Below are 21732 nucleotides of genomic sequence, written 5' to 3'. Positions count from 1 at the left end.
TTGGGGCTAACGTATAATATTAATAGGCGGGAAAGACAGATAGAGAGCTTGCTCATGATAAATGATCCAACTACTAAACCATGTCTGAAAGCAGGATAGAAAAAGCAATAAAGCTCATAAAAGACTTATCGCAAGAAGACTATAAGCGTCTCAAAAGGAGTCTTGGTGTTGGTATGTATCTCTTTAACCTTCTAAAGGACAGCCTTGAGCTATCGTATCTTGAAGTGTTAAAGGATTTTGACAGGCTTCCTCTTGAGAAGAAAAAGGCTATCCTAAGGAGTATTGAAGAAAGGCTAAAGCATCCTTTACCTGCTCTTGAGGTGGACTTTTCTCAGGTAGAGAAAAAGCCGATAGAAGCCTTTTTTAAACCCGTGGACAAGTTAAAGATACTTGACGAAAAAGAAAAGAAGACACTTAAAGCCCTTGGAATAAAAGACCTTTATTCCGCCCTTTGGTTTGCCCCTTTGAGATACGAAGACAGAAGGTTGGTGCACACGGTAAAGACCGCAAGGCAAGGACAGAAAGTAGCCCTAAAGGTTAAAGTAGTTGCCCTTGGCTACAACCTTCAAGAAAAGTATCCCGCTTGGGTCTTATGTGAAGACAGCACAGGAACCTTATACTTAAGGTTTCGCTACAAGGACCAAAGAGCTCTCTATAGATTTAGGAAAGGTCAAGAGCTTATAGTCTACGGAAAAGTGAAGGAGTTTGCAGGAGAGAAGTATATGGTTCATCCTGAGTTTTTAAAAGAGACAGAGGTTGGAAGTGTTTTACCCTTTTACTACATACGAGTGGATGGAGAGCTAAAAAGCATATCTACAAAGAAAAGGCATGAGAGAATAAGGAGCATTCTTTACAAACTTTCCGAAACCGCAAAGTATATACCTGAATATCTTCCCGAGTGGGTCTTAAGAGAAAGAAACCTTCCACCTATTGGAGAAAGCCTATACTTTTTACATAGACCAGTGGGGTTTTCCGAGGAAGACCTAAACAGCTTTTCCACGCCCTTTCAAAGAAGGCTCATATACGAGGAGCTTTTCCTGTTTCAGCTTTCTTTACATCTTATAAAGTCTCAGGTAAAAAGCCAGCCTGCCATAGCCCTCAAAGAACCAGAGAAGCATATTGAGGAATTTTTAGCTTCCTTACCCTTTAAGCTCACCCAGGCTCAAATTAAGGCTATAAGGGAAATACTGGCGGACATAAAGGAAAACAGACCTATGAATAGGCTTTTGCAGGGTGATGTGGGAAGTGGAAAGACGGTTGTGGCTATGGCTATAGCTTACGCCTTTGCAAAGGAAGGCTATCAGAGTGCCATAATGGTCCCTACAGAGATATTGGCACTTCAGCATTATGAAAACTTCAGAAAGTTTCTTGAGCCTCTTGGTGTTCATGTGGGTCTTTTGACTGGGTCTGTAAAGGGTTCTAAGAGAAAAAGCGTGCTTTTCCATACAAAAAGAGGAAACATAAAGGTGCTTATAGGCACTCATGCCTTAATTCAAGAAGGCGTGGAGTTTCATAGGCTTGCCTTCGTGGTGGTGGACGAACAGCACCGCTTTGGTGTCATGCAGAGGAAACTTCTTTTGGAAAAGGGTAAAGGCTATTATCCTCACAGCCTTGTAATGAGTGCCACGCCTATACCAAGAACCCTTGCCCTTTCCTTGTATGGAGACCTTGACCTCTCAGTAATAGACCAACTGCCTTCTGGTAGAAAACCTGTTATCACGAAACTCCTTTTTGATTCGGAGTTTGAGAAGGTATTACAAGCTGTTAAAGAAGAGCTTTCTAAGGGGAACAAAGTCTATGTTATCTATCCTCTTATTGAGGAGTCTGAGACCTTAGCCTTGAAATCCGCAGTAAAGGAATATGAAAGGTGGAAAAGCCTTTTTCCAGACAGGGAAGTGCTTTTGCTTCATGGAAAGCTAAAGGATGAGGAAAAGAGAGAGGTTATGGAAAGGTTCAAAAGCACTGGTGATATACTTGTGGCTACCACTGTGGTAGAAGTGGGTGTGGATGTGCCATCCGCAACCCTTATGGTTATAGAGTCCGCACATCGCTTTGGTCTCTCTCAACTTCATCAGCTTAGAGGAAGGGTAGGAAGGTCAGACAAGCAGGCTTATTGTTACCTTGTTGTGCCAGATGAGCTAAAGAAGGACCAAGATGCTATGAAAAGGTTAAGGGTTGTGGTAAGGTCTAATAACGGCTTTGAGATTGCAGAAGAAGACCTAAAGCTAAGAGGTCCTGGGGAGTTATTGGGTGTTTCTCAGTCGGGATACTTTGGCTTTATGACCGCAAACCTTGCCAGAGCTCAAGATAGGGCTATGCTTGAGCTTGCAAGGGAAGACGCAAAGAAAACTCTTGAAGAAGACCCAAACCTTGAGAAATACATGGACTTGAGAAAGGTTTTAATTTATAGATACGGTGATAAAATGGGTCTTGCTTATATGGCATGAAAGGCTGGGGTGCAGGAGAGAAATCTAAGTCCGAAGTAAAACCTCCATAAACGAAAACGGTAAGTGTAGACTTTAAGAGTATATTCACCGCTCTCTCGGAGAGTTTCTCTTATAGACCTTTGGTCAAAGACCTTATAAACTGTGCCATCCCTTAAAAGAAATATCAAAACCTTCCTTTCATAAAAGTTAGCACTTAGCACTGCAGGAGCTCTAAATCGGTCGCCTGGGAAGAAGAACCCAGCCCGCGAATAGACATATATCTGAGGATTTTTGTTTCCTGTGAAAGGTATAAAGTTTGTAGCCTCTTGAGGTTTGCATTGACTTGCATAGTAAAGGTTTTTCCTGTCTCTAAGTATAAAGCTGTAATTAGGTATATCTAACTTCCACAAGGAGATGACTATTGGCATGTCTGATGCCAAAGGTTTGCAGGAGCTTAGATTAATGAGAGAATAGGGGTCTGAAGGTTTTTCAAAAAGAATGGTCTTGGGTATGTATTCAAAAAGAAGGTATAAAAACCATTTGTTAAGTCCAATATCTCTGTATCCTTTTACCTTTTCCTCCTCCATGTGGCAGGCTAAGGCATTTCTCTTTTCTAACTCTTCTTGAAGTTTCCTAGGGTTTCCCAAAGGACTGTTATATACGCTTTTAGTGTTTATAACACAGGCACATTGTTTCTGAAAGGGTATAGGCACCGGAGAGGGAACGGAATAGTTTACATGGTCAACATAGACATAGGGTAGGGAATGGTAAAGCACAAATCCGACCAAGTATACACTCACCAAAAACCTAATAACTCCCTGGCACCTCTTCCTCCACCTTTTTAAGATTTTTGAGCTTGTATATGTAAAACCTCCTTATTTCCCTACCTCTCCAAAAGATGGGAAGTTCTGCCTCTTCTATTATACCCTCACTTGCGGATAGGACTCTTGGGTTTATGGGTACATAATCCACAAAGATGGCGTCGCCTTCATAGTCCTTTTCCCAAAGGTCATACTGGTTCATCCTTCTCCCAAGGTTTATGCAATAAGTTCTTGGGTTTCCTCTTACGTAAAAGGCGAGCTCCGCACTAATTTGATAGTGGGGGCTTATGATACTCTCCTGTGCTGTTCTCATTTCTGAAACCACTTCTCCCAGCTGAGACCAACCTATGCCTACCTTTGTGGGGTCTCTGTGAGGCGGGAGAAGCCCTCCAAGTCCAACCTTATCAAGAAGAGGAGTAAAGTGCAAAAATACAAACAAAAATCCTGCCAGAAGATAAGAGGGCAAAAGTAGCCTGCTTTTTGAAAGATATAGGCTCACCAAAACAAAAGCGGAAAAGTAAGAAAACCCAGCCCAGTTGGCTTCTACCCTTTTGAAAAGAGAAAGCACCGCAAAGAAGAGAAAGGGTATGAGGGAGAAAAAGACAAAGAAGGCGGTTTTTTCCTCCTTTATGTTCTTAAACCAGAGGTATGGCAAAAGTAAAAAGGGAATGATTGAAAGCAAAAGAGTCTGACCTGCAAGAAACTCAAGGAAAGAGCCAAAGTTTAAAAGGCTTGCGGACTTGCTGGCAAGGGTGGAAACATGTTTGAAGGAGACAAAGTCATGCTTATAGTTCCAATACAAAACAGGCAAGGATAAAAGAAAGGCGGGAATTAGACTAAGATAAGGCTTGTAGTCTTTAAGCAGGCTTCTTTTAAAGAAGATGCCATATAAAAGTGCACAGGGAAGAAGAAAAACCGCTGGATACTTACTCAAAAAGGCAAGACCACCCAAAAATCCCGCCAAAAGCCAGAGCCAAAGAAGGTTTTTCTCAAAAGCAAAAAACAGCACCATAAGGCTCAAAGACCAAAAGAAGATAAAAGGCGCATCTGTGGTCATTAGCAAAGAGTTTATGCCAAAGCCTATGGTTATCTGTGGCAAGGTAGAGGCTATTATGGCAGACCTCTCGTCAAAAACTTTTTTTACAAAAAGGTAAGTAAGCAAAGAAAGTAGAAAGGAAAAGACTATGGGTGTTATCCTTACCGCAAGCTCTGAAACACCAAAGATTTCTCTTGTCAAAAAGTTCAAATAGGCAACCATAGGTGGTTTTGAATAGTAGCTAAGGTCTAAGTGCCTTGACCAATCCCAGTATTGGGCTTCCTCCGGTGTAAGGTCAAGGGGATAATAAACCACATAAAGGACTCTGAAAAGCAGTAAAAACAGATTAAAGGCTACAACTACTATCACGACTTAAAGCTGTATTCCTTACCCTCTATAAGCCTCGCAAGATTATCCTTGTGCCTGTATAGGATAAGGAGAAACATGAGGAGTGCCATGAAGAATATTTTGAAGGGGTGATCTGAGAAAAGAAGGAGCAAAACCGCAAGAGCGGAAGCAGAAAGAGAAGCAACAGAAACTATACCTTTCCACCTAAATATAAGCCCCCAGAAGGCTATAGAAAGAACCGCAATTAGTGGAGAGACCGCAGTAAGAGTGCCAAAGGCGGTAGCCACACCCTTTCCACCTTTGAAGTTGTGAAAAACCGGATACGTATGCCCCAAAAGGCTTGCAAGACCTACAAAAAAGGCAGTCCAGCTATCAAGTCCAAAGTAGAGCCTTGCAAGAAGCATAGGAATTAGACCTTTGGAAAAGTCAAGCAGAAAAACCAAAACAGCGTATTTTTTACCCAGTGCCCTTCCCACGTTGGTAGCACCCACATTTCCACTCCCCACAGACCTTATATCCACACCCTTTGCCTTTGCTATGTGCTCTCCAAAAAGCACTGAACCATACAGGTAGGCAAAGAGAACAAGAAGCACGCTATCCATGAAAACTATGATACCCTAAATTTATGCAGGTGATAGGTTATTTTATACTCCTGCTCCTTGCCCTCTACTTTCTTTTTATAAAGCCCTATCTTATGGCGAGGAACATAGAGATTAAGGTAGAGGGTATAAGACTTAGCTTTGAAAAGGGTCTAAGTTTTAAAAGCTTTCTTTTATATGTGCCTCTTAAGGAGAAAACCATCCACCTTTTTGTCAGCAATGGAGCCATAAGACCGTGGGACATTAAGGCTGGTGAGTTTAGCCTTATAGAGGTTTCCAAAGCTCCACCTTCTGACAAACCCTTTGACTATGACTTTGGACCTCTTGTAAAGTTCGCAAGTAGGTTAAACCTTAGAGTAGACAAGCTATATATTTCTACGAACCAAGTGCTTAACGGAGAGAGCCTTACGCTTTTTATACCAACAGTTGAGTCAAAGAAGGGTAAGATACATTCCACTGGATGGGCACAGGTTTACAGAATACATCACAAGGACGTAAACCATATTGAAGTTTTCCTAAAGCAAGCTCACATAGAAGGGAAAAATCTCATATTGGACCAAGCTCAAGTAAGAAGCGATTTATATAACCTTAGCTTGAGTGGTGTATGGAAAGGAAAAAAGGGAACATTTCAAGCGGAAGGATACATAGGACCTATTGAAAGGGAGAGTTTTTCTCTAACTAAGACTAACATAAAACTATCAGGAAGCCTAAGCTACACTCAAATAAGGGCAAGTTTTTCTGGTTATTCTCAACTGCTTGATATAAAAAATAGGAGAGAATTTAGGGGTCTGAGATTGGAAGGTGAATACCTATGGGAATGGAAGGGAAAAAACCAGCTCAAAGGGTTCATAACCGATGGCTCTACTAATGCGGAAGTTAACTACTCCCTAAGCGATGGAATTTTGCAGATGGTGCTTAGAGGTTTTCCAGTAGACCAGAGGCTTTTGGGCATAAATCAGAGCTTGTCCGCTGTAGCTAACGGACAGCTTGAGCTTGATTTGAAGAATAAAAGTTTAACCCTTTATGCTTATTCTCCTACCGCAAGATTTGAAAATCAAGAGGTAAGGGGTGTTAGCCTTAGGTTGTCTTTTAACTTTCAGGAAGTTCAAAGGGGGAATATTGAGTTTTCTGTATCTCAACCCTTCTTACTCTCCGTGGAAGGAAGTTTTTACCAAAGAGATTTTTCAGGGAATGTAAACCTTATAGGATACAAGCTAAAACAAGAGGGGGCTTCTGCGGTGGTTTCCTATAATGGGTCTCTTAGATTTCAGCGAGGTCAAGTCTTTAGTTATGGCAGAGGAAGGTTAGAAAGCCTATCTTTGAGAGATATAAACCTCGGAAATCCAAGTTATGACCTGCTCGTTGAAGGGGATACTTACAGGGTAAATCTAAGTGGAGAGGGCTATTCTCTCTCTGGTGGAGGCTCTCTAAAAGAGAAGGATTTTTCTGGCAGGTTAATACTTGAAGGTTTGAATCTCTTATATGCAGGGGTTAGCACGGAGTCTTTAAAGGGAAAAGTGGATTTAAAACTCAAAGAAAACAAACTGTGGAGTTCTGGAAGGCTTGAAGGTAGACTTCTGAGAGAAAAAGTATCTTCTTGGGCAGATGTGTTCTTTGAAATAGAGCAAGTAGGTGGAGGGTTAAGAGGAAACCTTAGGGGAAATCTTAGGGATATAAACATTTTTCAGTTTTCTTATTCAAAGGGTAGTTTTGAAGGGAAGTTAGATGGTCAAAAAATTTTCTTTTCTTTTGACCTTAAGGATGAGATAAAGGGTAGGGGCTACTATGACTTTAAGGAAGGTTCTTACACTCTTGAAGGCTCTTTAAAACACACACAGGGAGACCTTTATGTCCTTTCAGACTACCGTTTAAGGGGTAGGAATAAGGATATAAACCTTGAAGTTTTAGGAAGCGGTAAATATAAAAACTACGCTTTTCCAATTAACGCAAGATTGCAAGTAAGCGAAGAGGAGCTAAAAGCTTCAGTAAGGGGCTTTACCCTTAGAGAGGGTATTATAACCCTTAGAGTGCCTAACGTAAAGGTGTATGGAAGCATGGAAAGGGGTAGCATAGAGGTAGAGCCACTTACAGTTAGCATAGGGCAGGAAAGGCTATCAACCATAGAGTTTCAAAGGGGAGAGTATACCGCTAAAAGTGTTTCACTCAAGGGCAGGCTGTATGGCGTTCTTGATGGTTGGCTTGACCTCTCCTATGAAGACAGTTTAAGGCTTTCTTCTGAAGGGACAATAGACCTTAGCAGACTTTTTTCTGTGATAAGGAGTAGGGTTCTTGCGGACGCTGAGGGCAGGATATCTTATAAGCTATCTTATACAGACAGATTGACCTTGAAGGCGAGCTCTGAAAAGATAACCCTTAGGTCCAGATACCTTGCCATGCCACTCTCTGGCAAACTTGAGGTAAACTTTAAAGACAACAAACTCTCTGGCTCTGCAAGTCTAAGCGGGAATGAAAGAGCTTCTATTTTACTAAGTTTGCAAGGAGATGAAAAAAAGGCACAGCTTAGATTCGAGGCTACACAACTACCTATTCTCTACAGAAATGATGCCATAAGAGCCAATATGTTTGTTTCTGGAAAGGGACTTTTGAGCTCCGATTATAGGAGCTTAAATATAAAGGGTGAGTTTTATACCTCTGGAGTCCTCAATGTGCAAAGGGTCAACAGAGGGTCTGGAGCAAGTCCTGAAGACTACAAGAGGGTTAGTCTTGACCTATTTATTGCTTCTTCTGAACCTTTGAGAATTAATCTTCCAGAAGGATATGTTTATGCGGACTTATCTGCAAAGATAGGTGGCACTCTTTATGAGCCTAATTATACAGTGAACGCTTACCTTAAGGGGGGTGCTTTGAGATACTTTGAAAGGGAGTTCTATGTTAGAAGGGGCGAGCTAACTCTTACAAATAAGGACAGTCAGATGGACCTTACCATATTGACCCCTACACCAGACTACAGCATCATAATTGACCTTAAGGGAAACCCTCAATATCCAAAGGTGATAGTCAGGTCTGAGCCACCCAGAGATACAAGAGAAGTGCTCACCGCATTGGTCCTCGGTGGTGGAGAAGCGGAAGGACTAATACCAGTAGGCAGTGCCCTTATAAGCCAGATACCACAGATAAGTGGTCTCCTAAAGGGTGCAAACCGCGCAACAGGTCTTGATATAAGAGTCCAGATATCGCCATCTGTATCTCCTACAGGAGAGGTGGGACTTAATGCAACTATTTCCAAAGACCTAACTCCAAGAATAACAGTAGAACACAGGCAAAGCACTCTGAAAAACCCAAGGGAAACTTATACAGGCGGAGATGTAAAGCTCACTCCAAACACTTCTATAGGTGGTAGATACTACTCTGACAGAACTCAAGAGGTAAGAGTTAGGTTGAGAAGGAAGTTTGACTTTTGAGCCTTTTTAATCCAAAAAGGGCATAGTCTAACCAAGAAAGAAAAAGCATAAGCGTGCTAACCCATAGCATAAACTGAGAAGAATAACCTGCAATACACAGAAGAATAAAAAGGGATAGTGTAAGGGTAAAAGCCTTACCTAAAAACCTTGCGGAAGGAACCTTTCCATATCTGCTGGTAAGGACAAGCCCGCCTATAAGGAGAAACAAGTCTCTTGACAAAACAGCGTAGAGGAAGGCAGGAGGCAAAAGATTAAACCTAAAGGTGCATACAAAGAGTCCACACAGGACCATTACCTTGTCCGCCAAAGGGTCAAGCACCTTGCCAAGCTCTGTTTGAGCCTTTAACTTCCTTGCAAGGAAGCCATCCAGAGCGTCAGAGATAGCAAGTGGAAGAAAGATAAAAATTATGTAATCCTTTGGAGCAAAAAGAAGCGTCGGACTAAGTATTAGCCTAAGAAGGGATAAGAGGTTTGGGAGGTTAGTCAATAAGTAAGACCTCTCCATAAACTACACCCCTTTTCATATAGGGCATCCTCTCAAGGACCCTACCCATAGGGTCTATTATGCCAGTGTCTCCTGAGTTGTTTACCCAGAGCACATATTTGCCTGTCTCCAACGCCCTTACCCTCGCCCAAAGGTAGTGCTGGCTTACGCAGTCAGAATCCTTAAACCAGCCGTCATTGGTAAGGACTGCTATAAGGTTTGCCCTTTTAGAGAGCTCCATGACAAGACTATGGTAGGCTACTTCAAAACATATGGGTGTGGCTATCTTCATGGTTTTGTATTCTAAAGGCGTTAGGCTTTTACCTGGGACGTAGTCTATGCCACCTATGGCTGGAAAAATCTCTTTTAGAAAGCCAAAGGGAAAGGGTATGTATTCTCCTATTGGGAAGAGTTTTATCTTATCGTAGCTCTGGATAGCAATGCCGTCCTTTAAAAGGTAAGCGGAGTTGTAGGGTTTTAGACCTTCTCTTATGTCAATAAGACCTACAAGAATGGGTGTTTTCTGGCTGAGTAGCCTTAGCTCAAAGTTGTATTCATCGCTTTCCTCTGAGTAGAAAAAGTGAAAGGCGGATTCTGGAAGAACTATAAGGTCCACACCCTTCTTATTAGCCTCTTCTACCAGCTTGAGTATCTCTCTTGCATGTTTCCTAAAGGATTCCTTTTGGAGTTTGTCTTCCTGAGGCACTGCGGTTTGCACCAGTGCAACCCTTAAAGCTGGTGCTTTTTCCATTGCCTTTTCCTTTTCTCTGAGAGCAAAAAAGCCCATAAGTAGAAGAACAATCCACACAAAAACGGTTAGCCTTAGCTTTCTACGTAGGAGGAACAGTGCGGTGTATATCAAAAAAAGGCTCTGAATATAGACGTTTGCATACAGAAGGCTGTGTTTTACAATAGGAAGGTATACGGAGAGAGAGCCCACGATAAGCCAAGGAAAGCCTCCATAGGGAAAGTTTGAGCGGATTACCTCAAAGACCACATACAAAAGGGGTAAGAGCCATAAATTGCCTCCAAAGAGCCTTTTCCACAGCCAGAAGGGTAGGTAAAACTGGTAGAGGCTAAGAAATAGTGCAAATAGACTGAAAAGCCCGTAAGAAAGAAAAGGGTTAACGCCACCGTAGTCTATACTGGCGATGTTGGCACACCTCAAGGAGAGAAAAAAGAAAACAAAGCCGGAAAGAAGCCAGTAAAGTCCAGACCTTATATGAAGAAGGAGTATAAAAGCGGGAAGAAAAAAGAACCAAAGCTCATATTTAGAAAAAGGCAGGTATAACAGAAAACCTGTGAGAAAAGCCAGAGCTACTTGCCAGAGGATAGGCTTATTAAAACTATTCCACATACCACAAGAAGTATACCAAAGGCTCTGAGCCAGCTAAAGGGTTCACCAAGAAGTAGAAAGGCGATAAGCGCACCCCAGATGGGTGATGTGGAGGCTATAGGGGCTACCACCGATACCTCTCCACGCTTAACAGCCTCAAAGAAGAAGAAGAGTCCAAGAAAGCCTGACATTATGCCACCTGCTATTATGAGCATTACCTCTCTAAGCGGATAATTCAACTTCATTCCCGTAATAACTGTAATTACCAAGGCGAGCAAAAAGGCGGAAAGGTTATGAAAAACTAAGGCACTTATAGGATGCACCTCTCCTCTCAAACCAAGCTTAAAAAGCACTGGGGCTGTCCCCCACATAAAGCTTGCAAGAAGTGCAAAAATTATGCTTCTCATGTTTAGAATCCTCAAAAATCTTCTTGCATCTTGAGTTAACTTGGTATATCATTATAAACTGCTAAAAACTTTGTAAGGAGGGATTGACATGACTAAAGCTGAGCTTGTTTCAGCTATAGCCAAAGGGGCAGGCATTACTAAAAAGCAAGCTGATGCTGCCCTTAAATCCGCCATTCAAGCAGTCTCTGAGGCTCTTAAGAAGGGTGAAAGAGTCGCCATCCCGGGATTTGGGATATTCGTGGTTCGCACAAGGGCAGAAAGGAAAGGACGCAACCCAAGAACTGGTGCGGAGATAAAGATACCAGCCAGAAAGGTGGTCACCTTCAGACCTGCAAAGGAGCTCAGAGAGTCTGTAAAGTAACCTTTGGCGGGGCGTCTGCCCCGCTCCCTTCATGGAAAGGCTAATATGCACTGGTAAGGAGGGGGATTTTTTAGTTATAAGTGGTCAAGAGTTTAATCACCTTAAAGCTCTAAGGATTAAAAAAGGGGACAGGCTTGAGGTTTTTTGCGAAAATAGGTTATTCTTGAGTGTTCTCATGTCTATTGAAAAAGACTATGCCCTTTGCAAGCCTCTGGAAGAGTTAAGCATTCCTTTGCCAAAACCAGAGGTAAATCTATATCAGTGTGTGCCTTTAGAACTAAAACTTATGGAAGAAGTAATAGACAGGGCAAGCCAGACAGGAGCAAGCTTGCTCATACCTGTAGTTTGTAAAAGAGGTTTCCAAAAGTTGAGTATCCTTGAAGAGAAAATGGAAAGGTGGAAAAGGTTGAGTCTTGCTTCTTTTAAGCAGTGCAAGAGACCAAAACCTATGGAAATAGGTAGACCCATAAGGCTATTTGAGATACAAGCAAAGGAAGAAGTAGCTCTTGTGCTTGATAACTTCTCCGCAGAGGCTGATATAAAGAGCCTTGACCTGACTAAGAGAAGCTACGGTGTTCTGGTGGGTCCTGAGGGTGGTCTGTCTATTGAAGAGGTGGAGTCTCTAAAAAGCAAAGGTTTTAAGCCTCTTTTTCTAAAACCTTACATACTAAGGACTGAAATGGCAGGAGCTATAGCAACTGCCCTTATAATGAACCTTGCAGAGGGAAAGTGAGAGGATTATAATAAATTAAGTTAGGAGAGCGTAGCTCAGCTGGTAGAGCAGTGGACTGTGGATCCACGGGTCGCGGGTTCGAGTCCCGTCGCTCTCCCCATGTTATAATCCTTTAGATGGTCTTTGAGTGGGCTGAGTTTATTCAAAGGGTAAGGGACTTTTTCAAGGAAAGAGGTTATCTTGAGGTTCACACCCCTGTGCTTCTTGAGTTTCCCAATATTGACTTGAATGTAGAGCCTATAGGTCTCAAGGTTGTGGAGTGTGGTAAAGAGAAGATTCTGTGGCTTCAAACTTCCCCAGAGTTTTCCATGAAAAAACTGCTCTCAAAATACAGAAGGGACATATTCCAAGTGGCAAGGGTCTTTAGAAATAACGAGTGCGGAAGGCTTAACAAAATAGAATTTACCATGCTTGAGTGGTATAAGATTGGGGTGGACTACAGTTATCTCATAAGGGAGATAGCTGAATTGCTTGAGTTTTTGGGAATTTCAAAGGAATACAAGACAACAAGGCTTGAGCATGCCTTTGAGGAGTATGCGGGTGTGGTGCTTTCTGAGGATGAGGAGATATTCAAAAACAACCTACTTGCATATGGCTACGAATTTGACGACAAAGAAGACTGGGAAAGTCTCTTTTTCAGAATATATGTGGATGTGGAAAGAAATCTTGGCAAAGACAAACCTGAGTTTATAACCCATTTCCCTCAGAGGCTAAGCTCTTATGCAAAGGTGGTAGATGGTTATGCGGAGAGGTTTGAGCTATATATAAGGGGCATAGAGATAGCCAACGGCTGGACAGAAGAAACAAACCCCGAGGAGATAAGAAGAAGGATGGAAAACTTCGCAAAGGGTAGGGATTTACCCTTTGACGAGGAGCTTATCAGAGCTTACGAAGACTTTCCTCCCTGTGCGGGCTGTTCCATAGGACTTGAGAGACTTTTTATGGTTTATAAGGGACTTAATAGCCTTGATGAGATATACTTTTAAGCATGGCATACAGGTGCATGGTAATTTCCCTTGAGGGCAATGATAGAGAGATAACCGAAAAGCTCAACGAGGTTTTATCCACAATAGAGCAGGAAGGCGGTCAAGTGCTTGATGTGGAAACGAGCCTTGCAAGAGAGCATGGTATAGACGGTTTTGTGGTGTTATATACGATAAAATACAGGGCTCTCAGGGAGATAAGGGAGGAATGATTTTTAAGGTAAAAGCCAGACCCGGGTCAAAGGTAGAATATGTGAAAGAGGTAGAAAAAGACCTATACGAAGTTGCGGTCAAAGACCCACCAGAGGGGGGAAAAGCTAACGAAAGAATAAGAGAACTACTGGCAAAGCACTTTGGAGTTTCAAAGTCAAAGGTCAACTCCTAAGAGGCTCTACCTCAAGGCTTAAGGTTTTTGAGGTTATCAAAGATTAAAAAAATTGGCTAAATCCAAAGGGCTATGGAGTTCAAAATCTGGAACTTCTTCTTGAACTTTAACATAACCCCACAGGGCAAGACCCCTTTTTACACCTGCAAGCCTGCCTGCCTTTAGGTCCGCCTCTGTATCTCCCACTATGATAGCCTCTGAAGGCAAGGCACCAACATGTCTTAGGGCTTCCAGCACAGGCAAGGGTGAAGGCTTTTTCTCAGAAAGCGTGTCTCCCCCAATCACCACTGAAAAATACTCTGCCATACCAAGCTCCTGAAGGATGACCTTAGAAAGGCTTTCCATCTTATTAGTAACCACCGCAAGCTCTATACCCTTGCTTCTTGCTCTTTCAAGAACTTCCATTATGCCATCAAAGGGCTTTGTGTGAATAACAGGCTCTTTGAGATAATACTCTCTGAAAACTTTTAGAGCCTCTTCAAGGATGCCATCTTGGAAGAACCTTTTTAGAAGCTCTCTTGCACCGCCTCCCACCATGTATTTAACCTCTTGTATCTCAACCTGAGGTTTGTTAAAGTCCTTCAGAGTTTTGTTGAGATGTATGGCTATATCTCTGTAGGAGTCTATGAGCGTTCCGTCTAAGTCAAAGAGTATGGCTTTTAGATGCATTCTTCCGCCTTGAGGTAGTCCATATACTTGGTGTCTTTATATTTTCCCTCTTTTACAAACCTAATAGTGCAAGCAAGGGTTTTGGGTGGTTGGTAGCCTGGTATATGAAGCACTATATTGCCTTCCTTATCATAGAAGAAGAGTTGAGGGAAGGAGTTGACCTTTAGAGTTCTTACAAGCTCTTCTTCCGTGCTTATATGCTCTTGTCCTTTGAGGACATATCTTACTCTTGCATTGCTCTCATAAAGCACGCTGTAAACATCTATGTTCTCCAACTCCGAAGCCAGGACTGGGCTCTGAAGGTCTTTTCTTAGCTGTTTGCAGTAAATACAGCTCTCGCTCTCCACTATAAGCATAGCGTATTCATGCTTTGGCACTATGTCCTTTATCTCAGAGTTTGATACCGCTTGCTTTTGTTGGCAAGAAGCCAAGAACAAAAAGCAGAGTGCATATAGTAGCCTCCTCATAGTTTATAATTTTAGCCTACAGTGGAAACGTTTCAACTTTTGGAATATGTCTTTTTGTTCTTGCTTGGTGCAAGCCTGGGAAGCTTTTACAACGTGCTAATATATAGAATACCCAGAGGTATTTCTATTGTCTCTCCTCCCTCTCATTGCCCTCAATGTGGTCAAAGAATAAGATGGTATGACAACATTCCCATAGTTTCTTACCTTATCCTCAGAGGCAGGTGTAGACATTGTGGAGCAAAAATATCCATCAGATATCCTCTGGTGGAAGCCTTTACTGGCTTTTTGGCAGTTCTTTGCAGAGTAAGGTTTGAAGAGCCCTTTTTGAGCTTTGTTTTCTTTGTTTTCTTCTCCATGCTTCTTGTGGCAAGCCTTATAGACTGGGATACCTTTATACTTCCAGATACTTTCACGCTTGGTGGACTTGCCTTTGGGCTTGTGGTATCGGTTTTTAGACAAGACTTTAGCCTAAAGGAAAGCCTACTTGGTGCTTTTGTGGGTGGTGGTATCTTTCTACTTATATACCTCTACTACACAAAGCTCAGAAAGATAGAGGGGCTTGGCTTTGGAGATGTAAAGCTCATGGCTTTTATAGGTTCTGTGGCTGGTCTTTGGGGTGTTATATATGCGGTCTTTTTGGGGTCTTTGCTTGGTCTTTTGTATGCACTGCCTATAATATTGAAAAACAAAAGCTTGCAGTTTGCTCTTCCATACGGACCTTTTCTCTCTCTGGGTGTCTTTTTAGGGATTGTTTTGGACCTCAAGAGGTTCTTCTTCTAACCTCCAGCGGAAAAGCTCTCTGTATAGCTCTGAGTCTATTCTTCTTGCGGTATGTCTTTCTTTTGGCACATCTTCTATCTCCACAAAATACAGACAGTTGGTAACACACTTAGACACGCAAGAGGGTAAAAGTCCGGCATCTACTCTTTTGTAGCAATAATCACACTTTTCCACTTTCATGGTGGCAGGATTAAAGGCTATAGCTCCATAGGGACAGGCAATTATGCACGCCTTACAGCCTATGCACCTTAGCTCTTCCACATACACTATGCCATCCTCTCTTTTCCTCATGGCGGAGGTAGGACAGGCGTAAACGCAGGGTGCTGGCTCACAGTGAAAACAGTTCATAGGCAGAAAGAAGGCATCCGCCCTGTCTCCAATACCACTTACTCTGAAGACCTTCATGGGTCTTATGCCAAAGCTCTCAAGCCCCTTTTCCTGTTTACAGGCAACCTCACAGGAAAGACAGCCTATGCACCTGTCAAGGTCTATTAGCATTATGGGTCTTTTCATAGCATTTCCTGAATTTTTCTTTTGTATTCTCGGAGCTTTTCAAAGGTATCGTCTATCTCCGCATCTATTTCAAATATCTCCTTCTCCACCTCATCCACTTCCTTCTTCATATCCCTTATCTGCCTAATCCTGTCCGCAAGAGCTTCTATAGTCTGAAAAACCTCTTCTCCCAGTGTCTCCTTTATCCTCTCAAAGCTCTGAGGGTTGCTCTCGTATTCTTCCAAGAAGTATAGGGCGGTTTGAAAGTCAATGCCTACCTCTTCCTCAAATACCTCTTCAATCTCTCGTATCCTTTGCCTCATTTCTTGAACTCTCTTATACTGATAAAGGACTTTCATACGTCTTTGCCAGAGGCTCTCTTCCATATCAGAAAGTTCCTTCATGAACTTCTCTATACTCATGCATAAAATTATATGCATGAAAAGTCCTTTGGTAGGCATAATAATGGGTAGTCTTTCTGACTGGGAGTGGCTAAAGCCTGCTTACGAAGTCCTTGTGCAGTTTGAAGTCCCCTGCGAAGTGAGAGTTGTGTCCGCCCACAGAACGCCAGAAGCCATGTATGAATATGCAAAGACCGCAAGAGAAAGAGGCATAGAGGTAATAATAGCAGGTGCAGGAGGCTCCGCACATCTCCCGGGCATGACCGCCAGCATGACCACACTACCAGTGATAGGCGTCCCCGTGCCTTCTAAACACCTAAATGGTGTGGACTCCCTTTATTCCATAGTGCAGATGCCAGCAGGCATCCCCGTGGCAACCGTAGGCATAGGCAACGGCACAAACGCAGGACTTCTTGCAGTAAGGATACTCTCCATAAAATACCCAGAGCTTGAGAAAAAACTAAAAGACTATGAGGCATCCTTAAGGCAGAAGGTCCAAGAAATGAATGAAAAGCTAAAAGAAGAGCTCTCTTAGATAACTACCACTCTGTTTTTCCCTTGCTCTTTTGCTCGGTAAAGTGCTTCGTCCGCCCTTAAAATCATGCTATCTATAGTATCGCCTTCCCTGTAAGTGGTTGCTCCCAGAGATATGGTTATGCTCAAATCTTTACAGAAATTACAGTTTTCAACTGTCCGTCTTATCTTCTCCGCAGGTGCATAAGGCTCTAAGGTCATAGGAAGAAGCACCAAGAACTCCTCACCACCCCACCTTCCAAAGATATCACTTTTTCTTAGGACCTTTTTTACCGCCTTAACCACTTCTTTTAGAGCCTTGTCTCCCATAAGGTGTCCGTATGTATCATTTACGCGCTTGAAGTTATCTATGTCAAAGATTACCAAGGAAAAGGGTGTTTTGTATCTTTCCGCTTGATGTAAAAGACGCTCAAAATCGTGAATAAGTGCTCGTCTGTTAAATATACCAGTAAGCTGGTCTCTTGTGGCAAGTTTTATTAGGGTTCTTTCTCTTCTTACTTCCTCTGATATATCTACCAATGTTATCAAAGAAACATTCCTTCCTTTGAAATGGGCTACAGTTGAAGATAGGTTAACCCATTTTATTCTTCCACTCTTGGTAATAATTCTTAATCTGTAGCTGATATCGCCTGTGTATCCTTCTTTCCTTTTCTTCAAATTTTCATAAGCCTTTTCTCTATCTTTCCAAAATATGAGGCTTATGGGGTCTTCAAGGGCTAACAATTCTTCCCTGCTATATCCAAAGAGTTTTGTTACACTGTGGTTTACGTAAAGAACTCTGTTTTGCTCAAAATCATAGACCAGCACCGCATGAGGGTTTGACTCTGCGAGAATGTGGAAAAGCTCTTCCTGTTCATGTTTTTCCGTTATATCCAGCAAGTATCCAAAGTAGCCAATTATCTCATTCCTGTCGTCAAACAATGGCACGGTATAGTTTAGAACCCATATGTATTCTCCGTCTTTTCTTCTGAGCCTGTAGTCTTGATGTATCCAGAAGGGAGATTTCTTCTCTGTATGATACTTTACCTCTTGAGCTACCCTTTCCAAGTCCTCTGGATGTATAAGGTCTGCATACTTTATCCTTCCAGATATAAAGTCCTCTACGGTATACCCCAAAAGCTCAGACACATTAGGTGAGACAAACTCCACAGGAAAGTCCTCTGCCCTTTTCCATTGGAAAAAGACCACAGGACCCCCAGAAAGAAGAAACTCCGTCCTCTGACCACTGAGCTTTAGATTTTCCATAAGGTCAAAGAGGTCTATATGAAGCTCCACATAAAAACCCTTTTCCGGAAGGTAGTGAGCTAACACATAAAAATACCTTTCACCTTCTTGCGTTTTGTGAACATGTAGGACGCCAGACTTTTCTATTCCCAGCTCTTTTATGTTTCTAACTGGGCATGGGTGTCCCTCGTATTCATAACATGGTTTTGAAAAGGAATGAGAAAGCTCATAACAGGTTTCCGCCCTATTACCGTATACCTCTCTTGCCTTTTTGTTAGCAAAGATAACTCGGTGATTCTCATCCACTACCAAAATTGGCTCAGGTATAAGGTCAAGTGGGGAGTAGTCCATGAGCAAAACCCAATGTTATTATAAAGTTAGATACCTTCCACAAAAAGCATTTAAATATTCCCTATCCTTCATGCCCTTTGCCTTTACTTCAAGTCCACTTCAAAAGGGTCTTTGAAAGCTATATCTTTTCATATCCTTCACGATAGGCTCAGGCTTATCAATCCCCTATAGTTTGACTTGGTTATTATAACTCAAACTGTGCTATAATTGTATGCCTTAAGTATAAAAGGAGGTTTTAGCTATGAGCTTGCTTCAGAGAATTGAGGAGTTATATCTTCCGAAGAAAGAATATCCAGCTTTTAAGGTAGGTGATACGGTAAGAGTTTACTACAAAATAGTGGAAGGAGAAAAGGAAAGGATACAGCCCTTTGAAGGTGTGGTTATAAGGATAAAAGGCAGTGGTCCGAATAAGACCTTTACAGTAAGGAAGGAGTCCTATGGTGTAGGTATAGAAAGAATATTTCCTTACTATAGCCCTAACATAGAAAGGATTGAAGTGGTCAAATATGGAAAAGTTAGAAGGGCAAAGCTGTATTTCCTACGTAAGTATAGGGGTAAGGAGGCTATAGGTAAAATAAAGGAAATAAAACCTTGGGAACTTAAGAATAGAGCATGACAGAATACGAAAAAGCTTATTGGGAAAGGGGTCTTTTGGTGGCAGGTGTTGACGAAGCGGGAAGGGGTCCCTTGGCTGGACCTCTTGTTGCCTGCGCGGTCATACTTCCACCCTTTACAGAACCTTTTATAGACAAGGACTCAAAGGCTATGAGTGTAAAGGAGAGGGAGGAAACTTATGAGATTATAAGGGCAAAGGCTCTTGCCATAGGCACTGCGGTTGTGGATTCTGCTGTCATAGATAGGATTGGTATTATAAAGGCAAATCTGCTTGCCTTTAAAAGGGCTTTGGAAGACCTAAAGCATAAGTTTCACGTGGTTATAAGCGACTACCTGCCTGTGGAAGGTTATGAATGTATTCCTCTTGTGAAGGGTGATGAAAAGAGCCTTAGCTGTGCCTGTGCCAGCGTTGTGGCAAAGGTTCTCAGAGACAGAATAATGGAGCATTATCATAAACTCTACCCTCAGTATAACTTTTCAAAACATAAAGGCTACGCAACAAGGGAGCATATAAAAGCTATAAGACTTTACAGAGAAAGTCCAATACACAGGAAGAGCTTTTCTCCAATAAGACAGTTCAGCCTTTTTGAAGATTAATGCATATTCCTGTTCTTCTTGAGGAGTCCACAGACCTACTGTTAGGTAATGGAGGAAAACTTTATGTGGATTGCACCATAGGTCTTGGTGGGCATACGCGTAGGATATTGGAGAAAAACCCACAAGCCTTTGTGATAGGCATAGACAGAGACCCTTATGCACTTGAGATGGCACAGGAAAACCTCAAAGACTTTGAAGGTAGATATAGCCTTTATCATGCAAACTTTTCGGACCTTGACGAAGTCCTCAAAATGGAAGGACTTTTGCAGGTGGACGGTTTTCTCTTTGACCTTGGTGTCTCTATGCTACAGTTAAAGAGTCCAAGAGGCTTTTCCTTTCAAAGGGACGAGCCATTGGATATGAGGATGAACCCAGAGGACAGGTTGAGTGCCTACCAAGTGGTCAATAACTATTCGGAGAGGGATTTGGAAAGAATATTCAAAGAATACGGAGAAGAGCCTTATGCAAAAAGGATAGCAAGGGCGATAGTTTTGGCAAGAGCCAAAAAACCCATAGAAACTACCCTTGAGCTTGTGGAGATAATAACTTCCGTTTTACCTTACAAGGGTGGAAGGATACATCCTGCCACAAGGGTCTTTCAGGCTATAAGGATAGAGGTAAACGAAGAGCTAAAGAGCCTTGAGATAGCCCTGCGGAAGACCCTTGACTTTCTTAGGTCTGGAGGTAGAGTAGTGGTCATATCCTTTCATTCTCTTGAAGACAGGATAGTAAAGAACTTTATAAAAACATATCTTAAACCCTTGACAAAAAAACCGATAACGCCTACTATGGAAGAAGTAAAGAAAAACCCTGCAAGTAGAAGTGCAAAGTTGAGGGCAGGAGAAAAGCCATGAAATACCTAATCTGGGCTTTTTTGCTTCTTTTGTTGAATTTGTTATACTCCTCCTACAGCCTAAATGTGGCAAGAAATTATGCCAAAAAGGTCTCTGAGCTAAAGAGAGAAAAAGAAAGAAGTCTGACTCTAAAGGCTGAAATAGAGAAACACATAAACTACAAAACCGTTAAAAGCTACGCAAAATCTTCTGGGCTTAGTCCCATAGATTGGAGCAGGATAAAGGTGGTTAAGAGCTCTACTGGGGAATAATCCTATAAAACCTCTTTTTACCAACTTGAAGTTTTAGCTCCTCGGATACTTGAATTTCCTGATTTGGGTCTTGTATCTTTTGACCGTTTATCTTAAGACCTCCACCTTCTATGAGCCTGCGTGCGGAGTTTTTTGACGCTTCTATACCCAACTCAAAGAGAAATTCATAAGCCTTTTGGCGATAGCCTGCAGGAACTCTTATGACCTGTGCGTCCTCTGGAAACTCTCTTTGAGAAAAGGTTTTTTCAAAGAACTCAAGGGCTTTGTCCGCACTTTCCTTTGAGTGATAACGGGAAACTATGTAATGAGCAAGCCTCTTTTTGGCTTCCATAGGATGTAAGTTCTTTTTAAACTCCTCTATCTCTTCCTGCCTATAGTCTGTAAGCAGAAGGTAGTAATCCCACATAAGCTCATCGGAGATGGACATAATCTTTCCAAACATTTGGTTTGGCTCTTCCGTAATGCCTATGTAATTGCCATAGGACTTGGACATCTTCTTTACACCGTCAAGACCCACCAAAAGTGGCATGGTTATACACACTTGAGGCTTTTGACCGAAGGCTCTCTGAAGGTCTCTTCCTACAAGCAAGTTAAACTTCTGGTCTGTGCCACCCAGCTCCACATCCGCTTTTAAGAAAACAGAGTCATAACCTTGAAGCAATGGATAGAGAAACTCGTGGATATATATGGGATTACCCTCTTTAAACCTTTTTGAAAAGTCATCTCTTTCTAACATCCTCGCCACTGTGTATTGACCTGCCAGCTTTATAATACCCTCTGTTCCAAGAGAAGAAAGCCAAGTGCTGTTAAAGACTATGTTGGTTTTCTCCGGCAGGAGCACCTTAAAGACTTGATGTTCGTAGGTTTTGGCGTTTTCTAAGACCTGCTCCCTACTAAGAGGCGGTCTTGTCTCACTCCTTCCTGTAGGGTCTCCTATCATGGCGGTAAAATCACCTATCACAAAATAAACCTCATGCCCCAAGAGTTGAAACTGACGCAGTTTTTGAAGAAGAACCGTATGTCCAAGATGAAGGTCTGGAGCGGTAGGGTCAAAGCCAGCCTTTATACGAAGCGGTCTACCCTCTTTTAGCTTTTCCAAAAGCTCCTCTTCTTCTATTATCTCTACAGTTCCCTGCTTGAGAAGTTTAAGTTGCTC

General features: G+C 42.2%; 25 protein-coding genes and 1 tRNA gene. 14 read left to right on the top strand and 12 right to left on the bottom strand.

Features of this window, described 5'->3' with window-relative positions; genetic code table 11:
• Positions 1 to 80 precede the first annotated feature (80 nt).
• A complete protein-coding gene (gene recG, locus WKI49_05845; GenBank protein MEJ7622012.1) occupies positions 81 to 2447 on the top strand; it encodes an ATP-dependent DNA helicase RecG in 2367 nt (788 codons plus the stop codon).
• Here recG and WKI49_05840 read toward each other — a convergent pair.
• The 3 genes from WKI49_05840 to plsY are packed head-to-tail and all read right to left on the bottom strand — an operon-like array spanning position 2435 to position 5233.
• Complete coding sequence (locus tag WKI49_05840; GenBank protein ID MEJ7622011.1) at positions 2435 to 3202, bottom strand: hypothetical protein; 768 nt, start codon at positions 3200 to 3202, stop codon at positions 2435 to 2437. The two genes, recG and WKI49_05840, sit on opposite strands and share 13 nt — an antisense overlap.
• Before the next feature lie 31 nt (positions 3203 to 3233).
• Positions 3234 to 4652: a glycosyltransferase family 39 protein gene (locus tag WKI49_05835; protein MEJ7622010.1), complete on the bottom strand. Its 1419-nt coding sequence runs from the start codon at positions 4650 to 4652 to the stop codon at positions 3234 to 3236.
• Positions 4649 to 5233, bottom strand: a complete 585-nt coding sequence (gene plsY, locus WKI49_05830) for a glycerol-3-phosphate 1-O-acyltransferase PlsY (GenBank protein ID MEJ7622009.1) — start codon at positions 5231 to 5233, stop codon at positions 4649 to 4651. The genes WKI49_05835 and plsY overlap by 4 nt, the downstream gene beginning before the upstream one ends.
• Positions 5234 to 5262: 29 nt before the next feature.
• Between plsY and WKI49_05825 the strand changes: the two genes are divergently transcribed.
• Positions 5263 to 8652, top strand: a complete 3390-nt coding sequence (locus WKI49_05825) for a translocation/assembly module TamB domain-containing protein (protein MEJ7622008.1) — start codon at positions 5263 to 5265, stop codon at positions 8650 to 8652.
• Here the strand turns inward: WKI49_05825 and WKI49_05820 are convergent.
• Genes WKI49_05820 through WKI49_05810 form a run of 3 tightly spaced genes read right to left on the bottom strand, consistent with a single transcriptional unit; the run spans position 8624 to position 10879 of the window.
• Positions 8624 to 9139, bottom strand: coding sequence for a CDP-alcohol phosphatidyltransferase family protein (locus WKI49_05820; GenBank protein ID MEJ7622007.1), 516 nt, complete (start codon positions 9137 to 9139; stop codon positions 8624 to 8626). The two genes, WKI49_05825 and WKI49_05820, sit on opposite strands and share 29 nt — an antisense overlap.
• Positions 9132 to 10493, bottom strand: coding sequence for an apolipoprotein N-acyltransferase (lnt, locus tag WKI49_05815; protein ID MEJ7622006.1), 1362 nt, complete (start codon positions 10491 to 10493; stop codon positions 9132 to 9134). The genes WKI49_05820 and lnt overlap by 8 nt, the downstream gene beginning before the upstream one ends.
• On the bottom strand, positions 10454 to 10879 hold the full coding sequence (locus tag WKI49_05810) for a DMT family transporter (protein ID MEJ7622005.1): 426 nt from the start codon (positions 10877 to 10879) through the stop codon (positions 10454 to 10456). The genes lnt and WKI49_05810 overlap by 40 nt, the downstream gene beginning before the upstream one ends.
• An 88-nt stretch (positions 10880 to 10967) precedes the next feature.
• Between WKI49_05810 and WKI49_05805 the strand changes: the two genes are divergently transcribed.
• The 6 genes from WKI49_05805 (at position 10968) to WKI49_05780 (ending at position 13341) form a co-directional block, all read left to right on the top strand.
• Complete coding sequence (locus WKI49_05805; GenBank protein ID MEJ7622004.1) at positions 10968 to 11240, top strand: HU family DNA-binding protein; 273 nt, start codon at positions 10968 to 10970, stop codon at positions 11238 to 11240.
• A 31-nt stretch (positions 11241 to 11271) separates the two neighbouring features.
• The gene (locus WKI49_05800) at positions 11272 to 11973 is read left to right on the top strand and encodes an RsmE family RNA methyltransferase (GenBank protein ID MEJ7622003.1); all 702 of its coding nucleotides are present in this window, start codon (positions 11272 to 11274) and stop codon (positions 11971 to 11973) included.
• 24 nt (positions 11974 to 11997) lie between these two features.
• Positions 11998 to 12073: transfer RNA gene (locus WKI49_05795), tRNA-His, on the top strand.
• Between the two features lie 16 nt (positions 12074 to 12089).
• On the top strand, positions 12090 to 12959 hold the full coding sequence (gene epmA, locus WKI49_05790) for an elongation factor P--(R)-beta-lysine ligase (GenBank protein MEJ7622002.1): 870 nt from the start codon (positions 12090 to 12092) through the stop codon (positions 12957 to 12959).
• A 2-nt stretch (positions 12960 to 12961) separates the two neighbouring features.
• Positions 12962 to 13168, top strand: a complete 207-nt coding sequence (locus WKI49_05785; GenBank protein ID MEJ7622001.1) for a hypothetical protein — start codon at positions 12962 to 12964, stop codon at positions 13166 to 13168.
• Positions 13165 to 13341, top strand: a complete 177-nt coding sequence (locus tag WKI49_05780) for a DUF167 domain-containing protein (GenBank protein MEJ7622000.1) — start codon at positions 13165 to 13167, stop codon at positions 13339 to 13341. The genes WKI49_05785 and WKI49_05780 overlap by 4 nt, the downstream gene beginning before the upstream one ends.
• Before the next feature lie 36 nt (positions 13342 to 13377).
• Here WKI49_05780 and WKI49_05775 read toward each other — a convergent pair whose 3' ends face one another.
• Complete coding sequence (locus tag WKI49_05775) at positions 13378 to 14010, bottom strand: HAD-IA family hydrolase (protein MEJ7621999.1); 633 nt, start codon at positions 14008 to 14010, stop codon at positions 13378 to 13380.
• Positions 14001 to 14477 carry a thioredoxin fold domain-containing protein gene (locus tag WKI49_05770; GenBank protein MEJ7621998.1) on the bottom strand — a complete coding sequence of 159 codons (477 nt, stop codon included), beginning with the start codon at positions 14475 to 14477 and terminating at the stop codon, positions 14001 to 14003. Before WKI49_05770 ends, WKI49_05775 begins: the two co-directional genes overlap by 10 nt.
• A gap of 21 nt (positions 14478 to 14498) precedes the next feature.
• Here WKI49_05770 and WKI49_05765 point away from each other — a divergent pair, with 21 nt between their 5' ends.
• The gene (locus WKI49_05765; GenBank protein ID MEJ7621997.1) at positions 14499 to 15257 is read left to right on the top strand and encodes a prepilin peptidase; all 759 of its coding nucleotides are present in this window, start codon (positions 14499 to 14501) and stop codon (positions 15255 to 15257) included.
• Here the strand turns inward: WKI49_05765 and WKI49_05760 are convergent.
• Together WKI49_05760 and WKI49_05755 are read right to left on the bottom strand one after the other, a co-directional pair.
• On the bottom strand, positions 15219 to 15770 hold the full coding sequence (locus tag WKI49_05760) for a 4Fe-4S dicluster domain-containing protein (protein ID MEJ7621996.1): 552 nt from the start codon (positions 15768 to 15770) through the stop codon (positions 15219 to 15221). The genes WKI49_05765 and WKI49_05760 overlap by 39 nt on opposite strands.
• Positions 15767 to 16171, bottom strand: a complete 405-nt coding sequence (locus WKI49_05755) for a hypothetical protein (GenBank protein ID MEJ7621995.1) — start codon at positions 16169 to 16171, stop codon at positions 15767 to 15769. The genes WKI49_05760 and WKI49_05755 overlap by 4 nt, the downstream gene beginning before the upstream one ends.
• Before the next feature lie 16 nt (positions 16172 to 16187).
• Between WKI49_05755 and purE the strand changes: the two genes are divergently transcribed.
• Positions 16188 to 16685, top strand: a complete 498-nt coding sequence (gene purE, locus WKI49_05750; GenBank protein MEJ7621994.1) for a 5-(carboxyamino)imidazole ribonucleotide mutase — start codon at positions 16188 to 16190, stop codon at positions 16683 to 16685.
• On the opposite strand, the gene WKI49_05745 is transcribed toward purE, so the two are convergent.
• The gene (locus WKI49_05745) at positions 16682 to 18259 is read right to left on the bottom strand and encodes a diguanylate cyclase (protein MEJ7621993.1); all 1578 of its coding nucleotides are present in this window, start codon (positions 18257 to 18259) and stop codon (positions 16682 to 16684) included. The genes purE and WKI49_05745 overlap by 4 nt on opposite strands.
• Before the next feature lie 241 nt (positions 18260 to 18500).
• Here WKI49_05745 and rplS point away from each other — a divergent pair, with 241 nt between their 5' ends.
• The 4 genes from rplS to WKI49_05725 are packed head-to-tail and all read left to right on the top strand — an operon-like array spanning position 18501 to position 20576.
• Entirely contained in the window at positions 18501 to 18875 is a 375-nt protein-coding gene (gene rplS, locus WKI49_05740; GenBank protein MEJ7621992.1) for a 50S ribosomal protein L19, read from the top strand.
• Entirely contained in the window at positions 18872 to 19471 is a 600-nt protein-coding gene (locus tag WKI49_05735; protein MEJ7621991.1) for a ribonuclease HII, read from the top strand. Before rplS ends, WKI49_05735 begins: the two co-directional genes overlap by 4 nt.
• Positions 19471 to 20325, top strand: coding sequence for a 16S rRNA (cytosine(1402)-N(4))-methyltransferase RsmH (gene rsmH, locus WKI49_05730; GenBank protein ID MEJ7621990.1), 855 nt, complete (start codon positions 19471 to 19473; stop codon positions 20323 to 20325). Before WKI49_05735 ends, rsmH begins: the two co-directional genes overlap by 1 nt.
• Entirely contained in the window at positions 20322 to 20576 is a 255-nt protein-coding gene (locus tag WKI49_05725; protein MEJ7621989.1) for a hypothetical protein, read from the top strand. Before rsmH ends, WKI49_05725 begins: the two co-directional genes overlap by 4 nt.
• Here the strand turns inward: WKI49_05725 and tyrS are convergent.
• Positions 20563 to 21732: tyrosine--tRNA ligase (gene tyrS / locus WKI49_05720; protein ID MEJ7621988.1), on the bottom strand; the 1170-nt coding region annotated here is incomplete at its 5' end. The genes WKI49_05725 and tyrS overlap by 14 nt on opposite strands.

It is taken from the genome of Aquificaceae bacterium, assembly GCA_037722135.1.
Classification (GTDB): Bacteria; Aquificota; Aquificia; order Aquificales; family Aquificaceae; genus Pampinifervens; species Pampinifervens sericum.
This window is presented reverse-complemented; position numbering and strand designations above follow the sequence as displayed.